General features: G+C 41.5%; 17 protein-coding genes. 10 read left to right on the top strand and 7 right to left on the bottom strand.

Translation table 11 applies throughout. The features are described from left to right. Nucleotide 1 precedes the first annotated feature (1 nt). A complete protein-coding gene (locus R7Q46_RS20650) occupies nt 2-1,735 on the top strand; it encodes a DUF3466 family protein (protein ID WP_213872042.1) in 1,734 nt (577 codons plus the stop codon). A gap of 181 nt (nt 1,736-1,916) precedes the next feature. Beyond that, nucleotides 1,917-2,090, top strand: coding sequence for a ribosome modulation factor (rmf, locus tag R7Q46_RS20645; protein WP_005377453.1), 174 nt, complete (start codon nt 1,917-1,919; stop codon nt 2,088-2,090). A 140-nt stretch (nt 2,091-2,230) separates the two neighbouring features. Here rmf and fabA read toward each other — a convergent pair whose 3' ends face one another. After that, nucleotides 2,231-2,749, bottom strand: a complete 519-nt coding sequence (gene fabA / locus R7Q46_RS20640; RefSeq protein ID WP_005390081.1) for a bifunctional 3-hydroxydecanoyl-ACP dehydratase/trans-2-decenoyl-ACP isomerase — start codon at nt 2,747-2,749, stop codon at nt 2,231-2,233. 70 nt (nt 2,750-2,819) lie between these two features. Continuing rightward, the gene (locus R7Q46_RS20635; protein WP_005377458.1) at nt 2,820-4,460 is read right to left on the bottom strand and encodes an AAA family ATPase; all 1,641 of its coding nucleotides are present in this window, start codon (nt 4,458-4,460) and stop codon (nt 2,820-2,822) included. A gap of 210 nt (nt 4,461-4,670) precedes the next feature. Between R7Q46_RS20635 and matP the strand changes: the two genes are divergently transcribed. The 3 genes from matP (at nt 4,671) to R7Q46_RS20620 (ending at nt 5,885) form a co-directional block, all read left to right on the top strand. Then, a complete protein-coding gene (matP, locus tag R7Q46_RS20630) occupies nt 4,671-5,120 on the top strand; it encodes a macrodomain Ter protein MatP (protein WP_005396497.1) in 450 nt (149 codons plus the stop codon). Nucleotides 5,121-5,135: 15 nt separating this feature from the next. Then, nucleotides 5,136-5,447, top strand: a complete 312-nt coding sequence (locus tag R7Q46_RS20625; protein WP_005377468.1) for a DUF3634 family protein — start codon at nt 5,136-5,138, stop codon at nt 5,445-5,447. A gap of 114 nt (nt 5,448-5,561) precedes the next feature. Further along, nucleotides 5,562-5,885: a hypothetical protein gene (locus R7Q46_RS20620; RefSeq protein WP_025766620.1), complete on the top strand. Its 324-nt coding sequence runs from the start codon at nt 5,562-5,564 to the stop codon at nt 5,883-5,885. Between the two features lie 402 nt (nt 5,886-6,287). Here the strand turns inward: R7Q46_RS20620 and R7Q46_RS20615 are convergent, their stop codons facing one another. From R7Q46_RS20615 to R7Q46_RS20595, 5 genes are all read right to left on the bottom strand, one after another. Beyond that, nucleotides 6,288-6,863, bottom strand: coding sequence for a hypothetical protein (locus tag R7Q46_RS20615; protein WP_064353938.1), 576 nt, complete (start codon nt 6,861-6,863; stop codon nt 6,288-6,290). 54 nt (nt 6,864-6,917) lie between these two features. Beyond that, complete coding sequence (locus R7Q46_RS20610) at nt 6,918-7,367, bottom strand: AHH domain-containing protein (RefSeq protein ID WP_213872044.1); 450 nt, start codon at nt 7,365-7,367, stop codon at nt 6,918-6,920. A 293-nt stretch (nt 7,368-7,660) separates the two neighbouring features. After that, on the bottom strand, nt 7,661-9,382 hold the full coding sequence (locus R7Q46_RS20605) for an ATP-binding protein (RefSeq protein ID WP_318077757.1): 1,722 nt from the start codon (nt 9,380-9,382) through the stop codon (nt 7,661-7,663). After that, entirely contained in the window at nt 9,372-10,553 is a 1,182-nt protein-coding gene (locus tag R7Q46_RS20600) for an FIST signal transduction protein (RefSeq protein WP_318077756.1), read from the bottom strand. Before R7Q46_RS20600 ends, R7Q46_RS20605 begins: the two co-directional genes overlap by 11 nt. 113 nt (nt 10,554-10,666) lie before the next feature. Further along, nucleotides 10,667-11,023: a hypothetical protein gene (locus tag R7Q46_RS20595; RefSeq protein ID WP_005377473.1), complete on the bottom strand. Its 357-nt coding sequence runs from the start codon at nt 11,021-11,023 to the stop codon at nt 10,667-10,669. 257 nt (nt 11,024-11,280) lie between these two features. On the opposite strand from R7Q46_RS20595, the gene ccoN reads away from it, so the two are divergent. From ccoN to R7Q46_RS20570, 5 genes are all read left to right on the top strand, one after another. Beyond that, on the top strand, nt 11,281-12,708 hold the full coding sequence (gene ccoN / locus R7Q46_RS20590) for a cytochrome-c oxidase, cbb3-type subunit I (RefSeq protein ID WP_005396488.1): 1,428 nt from the start codon (nt 11,281-11,283) through the stop codon (nt 12,706-12,708). 12 nt (nt 12,709-12,720) lie between these two features. Then, entirely contained in the window at nt 12,721-13,341 is a 621-nt protein-coding gene (ccoO, locus tag R7Q46_RS20585) for a cytochrome-c oxidase, cbb3-type subunit II (protein WP_005377475.1), read from the top strand. A gap of 9 nt (nt 13,342-13,350) precedes the next feature. Beyond that, complete coding sequence (locus tag R7Q46_RS20580; protein WP_005377485.1) at nt 13,351-13,524, top strand: cbb3-type cytochrome oxidase subunit 3; 174 nt, start codon at nt 13,351-13,353, stop codon at nt 13,522-13,524. After that, nucleotides 13,524-14,498: a cytochrome-c oxidase, cbb3-type subunit III gene (gene ccoP, locus R7Q46_RS20575; protein WP_258474866.1), complete on the top strand. Its 975-nt coding sequence runs from the start codon at nt 13,524-13,526 to the stop codon at nt 14,496-14,498. The genes R7Q46_RS20580 and ccoP overlap by 1 nt, the downstream gene beginning before the upstream one ends. 105 nt (nt 14,499-14,603) lie before the next feature. Continuing rightward, nucleotides 14,604-15,080, top strand: coding sequence for a FixH family protein (locus R7Q46_RS20570; RefSeq protein WP_005377489.1), 477 nt, complete (start codon nt 14,604-14,606; stop codon nt 15,078-15,080). Nucleotides 15,081-15,083: the final 3 nt, after the last annotated feature.

Below are 15,083 nucleotides of genomic sequence, written 5' to 3'. Positions count from 1 at the left end.
AATGAATTGTAGTAATAAATTCAAATTGACCGCCATTGCAATGATGGTTGGTACCACAATGAACGCACAGGCGGCATTGTATCAAGTTGTTGAGGTTTCACCTCAGGATCATGGTTCAAACGGTGACTACCAAACGGCTTACGGGGTTGCAATTCAACAGGGCAATGCAGGTACAGATCCTTCAACAGGTTCACCTTTCGCTCTAGGCTGCTTTGATGCAGCAGCAAACTGCACGCCAGAGCAGTTTAAACTTGCAATGGAAACTCGCACTACACCGATTTCAGCGACACAAGCCGTGGATGGGAACAGCTATCGTGAAGAAATCCCATTCGGATTAGACGCTGGCTTTTATTACATCCAAGAACTCAAAGACTTTGAGCGTTACTGTTACAACCAGCTTCGCTATTCCACCTGTGACTCATGGGCTTCAGTAAACTGGACGCCGTGGAATAAAGAACGTAGTAAAGACTTTACTTCTAATGCGTTAGCGTTCATAGAAGAAGATTCTGCTGCTTATAAAAATGAATATAACAATGTTATCAACCAGCTTACCGAGGGTGGTGCAGCTGTCGGTAATCAGAGTAAAGTTAGCACAGAAAATACTTCTACATTAGAAACACGAAATACCGTAGTTGCACCAGTAGAGCCAAATATTCTTACTGGCGATAGTGACGCAAGTGTTGTGCAAAGCCATGCTTGGAGCACAGACGGCATTTTTACTGTTGGCAGTGTTTCTCGAACAGCAAGCAATACCAATGGATCTCACCACACATCAAAAGCAGCGATTTGGGATCAAAGCGGAACCGTCAGTGAATTGGCTTGGCCTAGTGGCACATCTAAAGATGGAGAAAGGTTAGCTCAAGGGAGCATGCGTGACCTTGTCACTGATGGAACAACGGTCTATGGCGTAGGTTACAACACTTACAGTGATGATAACTACCTGAATGCGACTGTTTTTGTCGGAACTCTAGAAGCCGAAGGTAGCGTTGAAAACGCAACTTGGAAAAATAAAGTTGTTGTAGGAGCTAGACAGCGCGAAGGTGATGATACGGTTCATACAAACTCACGATTAACCGACGTTAACTCTAATTTTGTTGCTATTGGTGAAGCAAAACGTTCGGGCAGATACTTAATGCCAACGGGCTCTGCTCCGAATCGTCTCTTTATCGTAGATGATGTTCGTAAGGATTCTATTAGCGCTTTTTACCCAACTACTGGCATTTTCTTTAGCGGTGCGGGCGGTAAGATGGGCGGTATCAACTCTTACAATGAAATCGTCGGGCAACTTGATGCGGAAACGACTCGTGAAGACGATGGCAAGCCACGTCGTAAGCGCGGTTTTGTCTATCCATATAGCGTAGGTGGCGAGACTAGTGAACGTGCTGCAACATTATTCAATGGAAAAGCTTGGTTCCTAGACAGTTTGACTAATGGCGGTGATTACTCTGAACAAAACAATCAGTTCCGTATTATCGACGCAACTGATATCAATGATGCAGGTGTGATCTCTGGTACTGCTATGAAATGTGCAGGTGGTTATAGCACAACAGCAAACAATGCTACATGTAGCTCTGAAGAGCAAATTGTAGCAGTCAAACTAGTACCTATTGCTGACGCAACTAAGGACGACATCGTATCTCGAAGCATTGACTCAACGACGACAGAGCGTCAAGGTGCAGGCCTTGGTTGGTTAGCTTTGACCATGCTTGGATTGTTTGGGTTCCGTAGAAAATAGTTAAAAATCGTCAGTAATTTTTAAATCAAGCAGAGGCTCACACATTTGAGTCTCTGCTTTTTTTATGCCTTGAGAAATTGCCTACTTTGATCGATTCTTATAAGTGGAGTCATAAAAACTCCATCAAAGTTTCACAATAACAGCTGTACGTTAGTAAATGGACCTGTATGAGGAATTAACTATGAAGAGACAAAAGCGTGATCGCCTAGAACGAGCTCAATCTCAAGGCTACAAAGCTGGATTGAATGGAAGGTCTCAAGAGGCTTGCCCATATCAACAAGTTGATGCTCGGTCGTATTGGTTAGGTGGTTGGCGTGATGCCAGAGATGAAAGACAATCTGGTCTCTACAAATAAACTATCCACATACAAAAAGAAGGATTCGAAAGGGCTCTACGGAGCCTTTTCTACATTATAGGGACATAGGGAAGTAGGTTAACACTCGATAACAAAAAGGCTCCTAAATAGGAGCCTTAATAAATCGATTAAAATCGTGATTAGAAGCTTGAAGTGTCTTGGAACAAGCCAACTTTCAAATCTTTTGCTACGTAGATTTCTTTGCCGTCCACACATACACGACCGTCAGCCAAACCCATCACAAGCTTACGGTTTACAACGCGTTTCATGTGGATTTCGTACGTCACTTTTTTCGCTGTTGGCAGGATCTGACCTGTAAACTTCACTTCGCCAACACCCAGAGCACGACCTTTTCCTTTGCCACCAACCCAGCCAAGGAAGAAACCAACAAGTTGCCACATCGCATCAAGGCCAAGACAACCCGGCATTACAGGGTCGCCAGGGAAGTGGCAGTCAAAGAACCACAAATCTGGAGTAATATCCAATTCCGCCAAGATCAAACCTTTACCAAAATCGCCTTCAGTCTCAGACATTTTAGTAACACGATCCATCATTAGCATGTTTGGCGCAGGAAGCTGAGGGTAACCAGGCCCAAACAGTTCGCCTTGGCTAGAAGCAAGTAGATCGTCACGGTTATAAGAATCACGTTTGTTTTGCATTATCAATTACTCCAATTTTTGATAGCTGCATCTTAGTGAACACGTGTACGCTAAACAACTCCGATCAGTACTAGACAAACCAGTTTTTGATGCGCTGCACAATTCCTTCTGGATGCTCATGTCTTTCAAAGTTTTCAATACGTTCCGCTATTTTGCCAATAATGCTATCGTCTTCACCTCTAAAAGGTTTATTCATTACAATCGGAATAGCTTCATCTACGGTAGAAACGGACCAAATATGGAACTCACCATTTTTAATGCTTTCTATTACATCTTTATGTAATGCAAGGTGTTTAAGGTTTGATTTTGGCATCACAACACCTTGATTTCCTGTAAAACCTTGATGTTTACAAACCTGATAAAAACCTTCAATTTTTTCGTTCAAGCCACCAACGGCTTGCACTCGACCAAACTGATCAACAGCCCCTGTAACCGCAACTTGTTGATTAATTGGAGATTCAGATAAAGCACTTACCAAGCAACAAAGTTCTGCAAGAGATGCGCTGTCACCATCAACTTCACTATAAGACTGTTCAAATACGATGGAGGCTGAGTAAGGCAGTGGTTCATCCAGTTTCAGAGCAGAGCTCAAGAAAGCTTGCATAATCATCATGCCTTTTGCATGTAGATTGCCTCCAAGCTCAGCTTTGCGCTCAACATCGGAAACATCGCCATCACCAAAATGAATTACACAAGATATTCGCGCAGGCTCACCATAGCTGACAGGGTGCCCAGCCATATCAATAACGGTTAGGCCATTGATTTGACCAACTTGTTCCCCAGTTGTCTCAATGATGACTTGTCCATCTAAAATATCGTACACGGCACGCTGAGGAAGGTAAGATTCTCGGTAATACTTATCGTCAATCGCTTTATCTAACGACTTGTAATCTAATGCGTGGCCATCACTGAACTGGCTAGCAAGCGTTAGAAGTTGAGAGTGCCACATTACTCCTAAAGGCAGATAATGTTGATCTTCAGTAAATCTCATACCGGCCAGCAACAATCTTCTAAAACCACATTCAGTTAAGTGAGGCAGCTGATATTGAGAACATATCCAGTTCACTAAACCAAAGTAATCTGTCAAATTCTGCTCTGACAGATGAATATCTTCTTCAACTTCCGTATACATGGCAAAGCCAGAACAGAAGTCTTCATCGATGTATTCTAGCTCTGCTAACTGACTTCTTTCTCCTGTTACAATCAGTTTTACATCATAAGCTTTAGCTTGCGGTACTGAAGTAGGTAAACGAGTAGGGCTTAGGTTCAGTGGCTCGATAAGGTTTTGTTGAATTGCAGACTTTATATTTGGCCAAAGCCCTGGGTTAGCCAAAATTAGATTAGCCGGTACAATTAAGTAACCGTTATCTGCCTGTGAAATTAAACCAGGTTGGAAGGCAATATCACCACTTACATCAACACTGTAACGGTCAAATAAACGTTTGGCATCAAGTGATTCCGAAAAAACTATCGCAGCGTTAGACTGGCTCTGAAGAGCTTTACTGATGAACTCTCTATATACAGAATTATCTACGCAGTTAATGAGTAGTACTCGCGTCAATCCGGAAATTTTTGAAAAACGAGATATCGTTGCCGACATTCTCGGTTGGAGATCAGTAAAAGACTTCTTTGGTAACGAAGGTGCAGACTTTAAAAGTGCTTCGTACTGCTCAAGTGAAGGTGTTACGTCTTGCCAATTAAGTTGGTTCATTAAAATTCATCGTAATTCAATCTTGCCGACATTATAACGAAACGGACTATAACACCCTAGCACCAATTTGGTTTGCTCTCGGCATTCATCTCTCAATGAACAATACTTAGACAAATGAGTGATCAACATCGATACTTCTAAGAGTTTTATTTGCCCAAGTAAACCATCTGGGTTACGCTGTCACTAGGTTATATTTATGGGTCGGAACAAATGAAATATCAGCAGCTTGAGAATCTAGAATGTGGGTGGAAATGGAAGTATCTCATCAAAAAATGGAAAGATGGTGAAGCGATTACCCGACATATTGATACAAGCGAAGCAGATGCAGCGGTCGCAGAACTAAAACGCCTTGAACACGAGCCTACACTTGTCTTAGCTTGGATAGAAAACCACATGTCAGAAGAGTTAGATAATAAACTCAAGCAGGCTATCCGAGCGAAACGGAAACGTCACTTCAATGCAGAGCAAGTCCATACAAAGAAAAAATCCATTGATTTAGATTACCGAGTTTGGGAAAAGCTTTCTAGCAGAGCGAATGAACTTGGTTGTACGTTATCTGACGCAATTGAATATTTGCTTTCCGAAGCGTCGAGAAGTGAAAAAGCGAGTCAAAAAGTTACCTCAATTAAAGAGGATTTGAGTAAATTGCTATCTAGCTAGGATAGGGAGTGCCAAATGTTATATGTAATCTTAATTGCAGCCATCGTGATCTTTTGGTTGATCGCAGTCGATAGGCCGGTGTTAAAAGTAAAGTTCGATAATGGCCATATTAGTAACGTAAAAGGGCATCTACCTCCTTCTTTCAAACACAACTTACAGGATATTAGTGAGCATAACCCGTTTACTGGTGAAATGAAGGTGTATAGCCAACGAACAGGAATGCGCTTAAGCTTTTCCAAAGGCATTCCCAAAAAAGTTCAACAGAGGATTCGTAACGTTTTTCCGCACCAGGGCTTCAAAGCAAACAAAGGCAAGAAGCGCGCTTAATTACATATCAGTTACTTCATCATGTTAAATGGGACGCAATGTGGCGTCCCATTTTCGTATCTACAGAAAAATTACTTATCATCGAACAATCAACAACATAAACGGACCAAAACGATGAGATACGTTGTAACTTTAATGGTATTGATCTTTGCAAGTAATTCAGTTTTTGCTGACGATTCAGAAACGAACCTGTTGGCTAAAAAGATTAAGACTAAGCTTCAAAAGAAAGTAGACAATAAGTTTGATGGCTATCAAGGTTATTGTGACGTCATGATAGAAATGGAGCACAAAAGTAAAAACGCAGTAATAAAAAGAGTAACCAGCAGTGGTGACCAAAAAGTGTGTAGGTACGTTAAGTCCAACTTGAAGAAAGGAAAACGCTATCGTTACAAATACCCCGAAAAGTACATTCGCCTCCATATAACCACAGGCTTATAAATGTTTCAGAACGCAACTGAGCTCGTGATTTTTGGCAGATTTCGTTGCGGAGCGATTAGAGCGTTTAGCTGATTTTTGCTGTTGTACGAGGCGAGTATGAAAGGCTTTTTTGTTTGGTAGCGCTTAAGTTAGTAATCGTGATGCCATTGAGTGGCAAATTCAGTGAGTTGGCCATCATCACCATACATAGATTGATTCAGGTGCTTACGGAAGGACACGCCAGTAAGTCGGGGACTAAGCGCGCATCAATTTTCAATAAGAGATTTGATTTGCTTCGTAAGCATAACCACAAATTATTGTCTTTGATTAGTGATTAAGCACCTTTAATCAAAGTGGGTAACTCTCTTCTTTTCAAATTGGAGTCTCAGATCTAGTCTGAACTAATACAAAAATTCTGATGAATTAATCTTCAAATACATCGAGTAGATTTGTATCGAACGAAAGTCCCTTTAAATTGTGCTCTTCACATAACGATATGAGTTTGTCATCACAATAAATTGACGTACAACCTTCACCTTTTGATTTAAAGACATATTTATTTGAAAGATCGCTTTCTATAAATGCCAGTTTCTCTAATAATCCTTGTTCTCCGTCAATGTCTTCAAATTTGATTTTCTGCTTGTCTTCTTCTCCAAAGGACATCACGTTGAACACGGTAAAACTTTCATCATCGATTGTAATCGGTAAGAACTCACCGTCAGAATCAATTACATCTCGTACTACCTGATATGCATTTTCTCTCAAGACAAGAAATGTTCTCCATTTAGATATGTCTGGGATTGCTTCAGCAGATTTAAAGTGTTGAGTAAATGTTGCATATTCATTTACCCAAACATCTCTCAAGCTGGTTGAATCAACAGGGGCTCTTCGAAGTCGTCTTAACAACTTAAAGTCATCTGAATCGAGAGCTCGCTTATAAGGGTCATGCTCTAAGACCTTAAATTCTCGAGGTTTACTTTTTAATTTGTATACAGTCATACAGTAGGTTTCCAGTTAGCATCTTTCTTCTCAAGAATTTTCTAAGGATGAGAACTATCTTGTATTTGCTTTTTCAGCAGTTAAGCAGTTCAGCAGTGTGGACTTAAATACATTCTCACTATGCCTAATTCTTCCAAGCGTGCCAATCCAGTTCTGATAATTTGTACCATGTATTCGTGAATGAGGTGGAGCTTTTGGAGTAGTGTAGTGATCTTTATAAGCACTGGATATAGGTAACCAAACACCATTAATTGCATCATTAATCCCTATACCAAATTCTAACATTTGTAATTTTGCATCAATCATCGCAGTTACCTTACCGTTTCTCATCACAATCTGATGTGCTGCGTGATTTGGGCTAGGATGAGGTTCTGCTACGGCATAAAGTATGCGAGACAAGTGCCGGTAGCTTATTCCAAGAATGGATGTGGCTTCTCGGCACTTTAACTTATTGTTTAACACATCTTGGATACTGGAGAAACGTTGCAATTCATGGTAGTTCATCGTAACTAACTTCCTAAATACCTCCAAGCAAACATAGGACAGATTCACTTGGAAATACTAGGACATTATCGCTTTGGGCCTACACTATTAGTGCGTATTATGTATATTATGTTAAATTAAATATCGCCGTACGCTAAATGTTGTCTGAGTATGCTCCTATTCCCCTGCAGATTTTAAATTTAAGGGCCTTACTGTACTGTGAGCATTAAACATAATGGTTATTTACCATAAAATACTTAATATAGATCTTAATAATCTATCGATTGTTAAGATCTATATTAACGCCTTTTTGCTTATTGAAATGACTGTATAGCTTCAAAGATATCTTGTCTTCTAACTGGCTTGGAAATGAATCCGTCCATGCCGGCATCCAGGCATTTATCTCTATCGCTTTCTAACGCATGTGCAGTTAACGCTATAATTGGGGTCCTGAGACCTTTATCTCGAATAAGTCTTGTTGCGGTAATTCCATCCATCACTGGCATCGAGACATCCATGAGAATCAAATCGATTAAATCCTCATTCTCTTCTAAAAATGTTAATGCCTCTGCTCCATGGCTTGCGATATGAACATTATGGCCAAGCTTATTTAAGATAAGCTTTATTACGAACTGATTCGACTCGGTATCTTCTACGACGAGAAGTTCTATTGCTTTTGTCGGTTGATTGTTTTCGATTCTAACTGGACGATTTTGATTACAACGAGTCAAAACTGGAATCGAAATCGTAAAGGTTGAACCAACATGCTCATCACTTTTAACGGCAATCTTTCCACGCATCATTTCAACTAAATGCTTGGTTATTGCGAGCCCCAGTCCTGTACCACCGAAGCGTCTCGTGATGGAACGGTCTCCTTGATGAAATGCCGTAAACAAGTGCTCTTGCTTTGCTTTAGATATACCAATTCCAGTGTCAGATATTGAGATCACAAGTTCAGCATCTTGCTCAGATACAGAAACTTTTACTTCACCTTCGTCTGTAAACTTTATTGCATTCCCTATTAGATTAAACAGGATTTGAGATAACCGCGTGGAGTCAATCCAAAATTGTTTGTCATTAGTGACAGTACAGTTGAGTTTAAATTGGAGATTTTTCTTCTTAGCTATTTGTTTTTGCTGAGAAATGACAAAAGTGACAGTGTCTCTTAAATTAATCCATTGTTCATTGAGCTGAAAGCGACCTGACTCGATTTTAGAGAGATCAAGAATGTCACTGATTATCGCGAGAAGTAACTCTGCAGAGCACTCCATTTGGCTCAACGCATCAATTTGTTCTTCTGACAAGGTTGATTGCTTCAGTATATCTAGCATTCCAAGAACGGAATTTAAAGGGGTTCTTATTTCATGGCTCATCATCGCTAAGAACTCCGACTTAGAGCGGTTCGCAAGCTCTGCTTCTTCTCTTGCTTTAGCGAGCTGAGTTGTTCTTACCTCAACGATACGTTGTAACTTCTCTTTGGTCTCGATATCAATGACCGCCCTTTCAATTAAGGGACGAAACCGCCTCAAGGTTTCCTTATTCTCTATGCTAAAGTGCCCTTTCTGAGCTCCAATAAGTAGGATTACGGTTTGCGTTACTTCTGAACGTATACCAGTTAAAACGACCGAGTTTACATGGCTTTTTATAAAGCTGTTTAAGTTAACAAACTCAGCGAGTTTATCTGGCTCGAACAGTAGAATGCATTCACCATTGAGAGCTCTTTGATAGGTGTTACCGTGTAACCAGGATACATTATCAAATACGCTATTAGTTGATATCAATGTCTTGAAGGGATATCGTTCACCATCACGAGTCAGTACAATAAAATCATCGAAGTTGATGTACTTTTTGAGGACATTGTTTAATCCCGTAAATATCTCATGCCGATTCTTTGCCTCACTCATCGCAGATATCGCGGAAAGAATGGCCTTGTTTTCATCGGCGAGTAGTCGTTCTTTTTGTCTAGCCTGCTTTAGCTCAACTAACGCTTCTTGAAGCGCTTCCTGTTGATATATGTCTAAGTATTTATCTTTCATAAGGTTTATGGAATATAGCCGATGAAATCATCAGGTTTCCATGTCCATTCTCACCACCAATAAATCTACCTTGCTCGCCGAAAGTAAAAGGGCAAATAAAAGGCAAATGTTCTAGTTCTTGGTTAATTTGTTCACAAACGCTATTCATGTCTTGCATTAAGTGCAACATGGGACCTGCGCAAAAGATATTTATCACTCCAATTTTTCGAGACTCTTCTAATTTTTGGTTAAAAGCGGCATTGACGACTTTTGCAGCGCGCGCAACGAGATGCTCACGACTTCCTTTCATTAATGTGAGTTCGTCACCCTCTTCTATTCGTGTAAACAACTCGATTCCACCATCTTGCGTCTCACGGATCGGATGGGATAACTTGTAATATGGGCGATCATAGAGATGACCTGCGATCCGCCCTAATGGATAAGCACTCGAGTTTGTAAACAGCATATTATCTTTACCTACTTGGTTATCCTGGTGATTTGTCCACCTTCTATAAACATTGAGCGCAGGTTCATTATCAATTTCAAGTAAGCATCTATCGTTGGTCTTGGTTGCAACACCTTTGATATTAGTTGGTGTATGCCCAGCGCTAAAAGCGATATCAACAGGTTGAGAGGAGTAAAAGAGAGTTAAGCTTAAACCTGAAGTTTGAGAGCCTTGGGCGGTTATCACAGACCATTTCCCAGCGATGTTATTATCAGCGGCCGAACCACCAATAATTGGAATTAGAGTTCCAAATCTTTCATCTATAGACGCAATGATTGATTCCTCTTGCCCTGGTGTAGCATGAAGTAGAATTAAGTTTGGTACCTCTCCTACACGGTTTGCGTTCTCAAGGGCCATATCCAAAGCCTTGATGACGCTGTCACCTGAGTTGTGATTAGAAATACCAGTACCATAAGCATGAGGACCTGTATCATAAACAGCAAGTGCCGTAATTACTGGTCCTGTATGAAAGCCCTGATCTGTCATTACGGCTTGACATGAACTGGCGCCATGAAAAGGCACACCAGGAAAATGCGCAAGAAACGCTTCTCGAATCAACTCGAAATTGTATTCTTCCGTGTAGTAACACATCACGTAAGACAAGTTCTGTTGTGTCAATTCGGACCTGAGCGTTTTTATCGCTGAGTCTTCATCTTTAATATGAGTAAAAACTGATTGGCAATGCATACGATTTTATAATTGGATATCACTCTGCTGTTATACCATTCCAACCAATTTTCTCTAGGTAAGAAGGTGTTAATTTCATTAATAAGTTACGATTATCTCGTGATAGATCGTATTTATAATTGAACTACAACAATGTTTTCACCTTTTTTAAAGGTGATTTTTTTCGATTCAGGCATGATGTCCCATTCTACTGACTTATGCTTTTCGTTGAGATTGATAAAATTACCAGATTGATTTAGATCAATTTTTAGAGTGCTACTTTCTGTCGTTTCGAGCGAAATTCCCATTGAGTCACGATTAATCGTGATTATTTCTCCTTCAATTGTTACATCGCATCGTTCTTTTTGTGAACAGTCAACGCTATTAACACTCTCGTGTGTAAAGGTACGCCAGAAAAATGCGCCTATTAAAACACTGAGCATGATTAAGATTTGTGCAAGTCGCGCCTTTGTTAACTTTTGTGCAGGCATAATTACTAATATCCTTGTTACAAACTTCAAACTTTTTAAATAAAAAATGATTTCCAGAGGTCCAGTAAGGTTACTACCCTGTCATTGAATTGTTAATTCAAGTATAGTGTCACGCTGAAAATGCCACTTTTTATTAAAGTCAGCAATGGAAATAAGGTGATGATAACACTTGAATTCTAGAGTTTACTTGGGTGGTGTTACGACGCAAGTCGTGTTGGAAGTAAAAGTGTAGTTAATTAGAAATTGGAAGCATGCAAATGAGCCAAGTAAAGCAGCTTGAACAAAACTACAACTATACAGTCGTTCGCCAATTTACCCTTGTGACCATTTTATGGGGCATAGTTGGTATGGCTGTTGGTGTTTTGATTGCCGCTCAATTAGTTTGGCCACAGCTAAACTTTGATACGCCGTGGTTGACGTACAGTCGCTTACGTCCACTGCATACTAATGCGGTAATTTTTGCGTTTGGTACCAGTGCTCTGTTCGCAACGTCTTATTATGTTGTACAGCGCACATGTCAAACACGTCTTTTTGGTGGCCCACTCGTTGCCTTCACCTTTTGGGGTTGGCAAGCAATCATCCTGGCAGCAGCCATTACTTTGCCTCTCGGTTTAACATCGGGTAAAGAGTATGCTGAGCTAGAATGGCCTATTGATATCGCAATTGCGCTAGTATGGGTATCATATGCGGTGGTGTTCTTCGGCACACTAGTGAAGCGAAACACGTCACATATTTATGTGGCAAACTGGTTCTTCGGTGCCTTTATTATCACAGTAGCAGTACTTCACATCGTGAACAGCATGGCTATTCCTGTGTCACTTGGTAAATCTTACTCGATTTACTCGGGCGCAGTGGATGCGATGGTTCAGTGGTGGTATGGACACAATGCGGTAGGTTTCCTACTGACCGCTGGTTTCCTAGGTATGATGTACTACTTCGTTCCTAAACAAGCTGAACGTCCTGTTTATTCTTACCGTCTATCTATCGTTCACTTCTGGGCACTTATTTCTCTATATATTTGGGCAGGCCCTCACCACCTTCATTATACAGCGCTACCAGACTGGACTCAGTCTCTAGGTATGGTTATGTCGCTGGTTCTATTTGCTCCTTCTTGGGGTGGTATGATCAACGGTATTATGACGTTATCTGGTGCATGGCATAAGCTTCGTTATGACCCTATCCTACGTTTCCTAATCGTTTCACTGTCGTTCTACGGTATGTCTACCTTTGAAGGCCCGATGATGTCGATTAAGACGGTTAACGCACTTTCTCACTACACAGACTGGACCATTGGTCACGTTCACTCTGGTGCGTTAGGTTGGGTTGCGATGGTTTCTATCGGCTCTGTATATCACTTGGTACCTCGCCTATTTGGCCAAGAGCGTATGTACTCTGTTGGTCTAGTTAATGTGCATTTCTGGCTAGCAACAATCGGTACCGTTCTTTACATCGTTGCGATGTGGATCTCTGGTGTAATGCAAGGTCTTATGTGGCGCGCGGTTAACTCTGACGGTACGCTAACTTACAGTTTTGTTGAATCTGTAGAAGCGTCTTATCCGTTCTACTTTGTACGTTTCCTAGGCGGATTTATCTTCCTATCTGGTATGTTCCTAATGGCATACAACACGTACAAAACGGTAAGCGCACCTAAAGAAAGCCTAAAAGCTATCCCACATCCGGCATAAGGAGATTTAAGAATGAGTAATAATTCTAATAATCGCCATGAAATCTTAGAACGTAATGTCGGTTTGTTGGCTATTTTTATCGTGTTTGCTATCAGTTGGGGCGCTCTTGTAGAGATCACTCCTCTGATTTTCCAAAAGCAAACGACTGAACCTGTAGAAAATCTGCGCGCTTACACTCCTTTGGAGATGGAAGGCCGTGATATCTACATCCGTGAAGGTTGTAACGTCTGTCACAGCCAGATGGTTCGTCCTTTCCGCTCAGAGACTGAACGTTACGGTCACTACTCTGTTGCTGGTGAGAGTGTTTGGGAACACCCATTCCTTTGGGGCTCTAAGCGTACAGGCCCGGATTTAGCTCGTGTTGGTGGTCGTTATTCTGACGAATGGCACCGTGTTCACCTGTTAGATCCTCGTGAGCTTGTACCTGAGTCAAACATGCCAGGTTTCCCGTGGCTAGCTGAAAACGTTTTAGACGGTAAGCTAACTCAGAAGAAACTTGAGCTATTTCGTGATCAGTTCGGCGTTCCATACACTGATGAAGAGATCGCGAATTCGGCTAAAGAAGTAGAAGGTAAAACAGAGATGGATGCAATCATCGCTTACCTTCAGTCTCTTGGTCATGCAATGAAGTAAGGGGATCATATGGATTTCGGTACAATTCATAGTATTTATACCGTTGTACTCTTCGCTAGTTTTATTGGCATCGTATGGTGGGCATTTAGTAAAAAGCGTAAAGCACGCTTTGAAGAAGATGCCAACTTGGTGTTTGCTGACGAAGAACAAAAGACCCCTAATAACCAAGGAGTGAAGAAGTAATGACTACATTCTGGAGTCTCTGGATTATCGTGATTACTGTCGGTACGCTAGTAGGCTGTGCGATTCTCCTGACTTGGTGCGCTAAAGATAAAATGGGCGTCGAGGAAGGGGAAGACATGGGCCACGAGTACGATGGTATTCGCGAGCTAAACAACCCTCTACCAAAGTGGTGGACTTACCTGTTTGTAAGCACATTTGTGTTCGCAGCAGTTTACCTTGCCCTATTCCCAGGTTTAGGTAGCTTCAAGGGCTTTTTAAACTGGCAGAGTTCGGCTCAAACCGTTCGCTCACTAGAAGAGTCAAAAGAAGCCATCGCTGTAGCACAAGAGAACAAGCAACTAAACCAATATGCAAAAGAACTGGATGATGCCGACGCTTACTTCGGCGAAGCATTCCGTAAACTTGCGCACAATGACAGTGGTCTACGCCCAATTCCTGAAATTGCGCAAGATCCTGAAGCATTAAAAGTTGGTCAGCGTTTGTTTTTGCAAAACTGTTCTCAATGCCATGGCTCTGATGCACGTGGTCAGAAAGGCTTCCCTAACCTGACTGATGATGCATGGCTATATGGTGGCGAGCCAGCAGCGATCGTTACAACCATCATGCACGGCCGTATTGGTCAAATGCCAGCATGGAAAGATGCCCTTGGTGAGCAAGGTGTTCAAGAAGTTGTAAGTTACACACTTAGTCTATCTGGTCGTAAAGTAAATGCTCGTGAAGCCGCGGCAGGTAAAGCACGCTTCGTAGTGTGTGCTGCTTGTCATGGTACCGATGGTAAGGGTAACCCTGCAGTCGGTGCGCCTGACCTTACAGACCAAGACTGGTTATTTGGTGACTCTCGTGCAGCTGTAACAGAAACCGTAATGAACGGACGCTCAGGCGTAATGCCTGCGTGGAAAGACATTTTGGGTGAAGATAAAGTTCAGCTCGTTGCCTCATATGTCTGGAGTTTAAGTAACTCAGAGAGTAAGTAACTGAGATATTACGTAACATAGCAATAACAGCCCCTTTCATAGGGGCTGTCTTTCCTTTAAATTTAACGCCTTACATTTTTTCATTTAGCTGTTGAGAACTTTTTTATGGTAAAGCCTTGGTATAAACAATTTTGGCCGTGGTTCCTAATCATCCTTCCTCTTACTGTCGTAGTTTGGACTGTGATTACTGTGGTCGTTTTCTCGAACAACTCTGTTTCTTTAGTCGCCGAGGATTACTATAAAAAAGGCAAAGGCATTAATATCGACATTAGTAAAATGAATGTCGCTCGTGACCTAGGTCTTAACGCTGAGATTTCCTCTGAAAATAACAATGTTGTGATTGTTTTCGCTAAAGGGAAGCTACCTCATTACCCTGCTCTAACGGCCACTTTCACTCATCGTACTCTTCCTGATCGTGACTTCACAAAGCTTGTAACAGCGGATGCATCTGGTAATTACCGACTAAAAGCTGAGGAATCTATTCAAGGACCATGGTTTGTTGAACTACAACCACACGACAAGCAATGGATGATCCAAGGTAAAGTTGAGTTTCCTGCCTCTTCAACACCGTTAATGAAGTAAGCA

Source organism: Vibrio sp. 811, from assembly GCF_033339195.1.
This window is presented reverse-complemented; position numbering and strand designations above follow the sequence as displayed.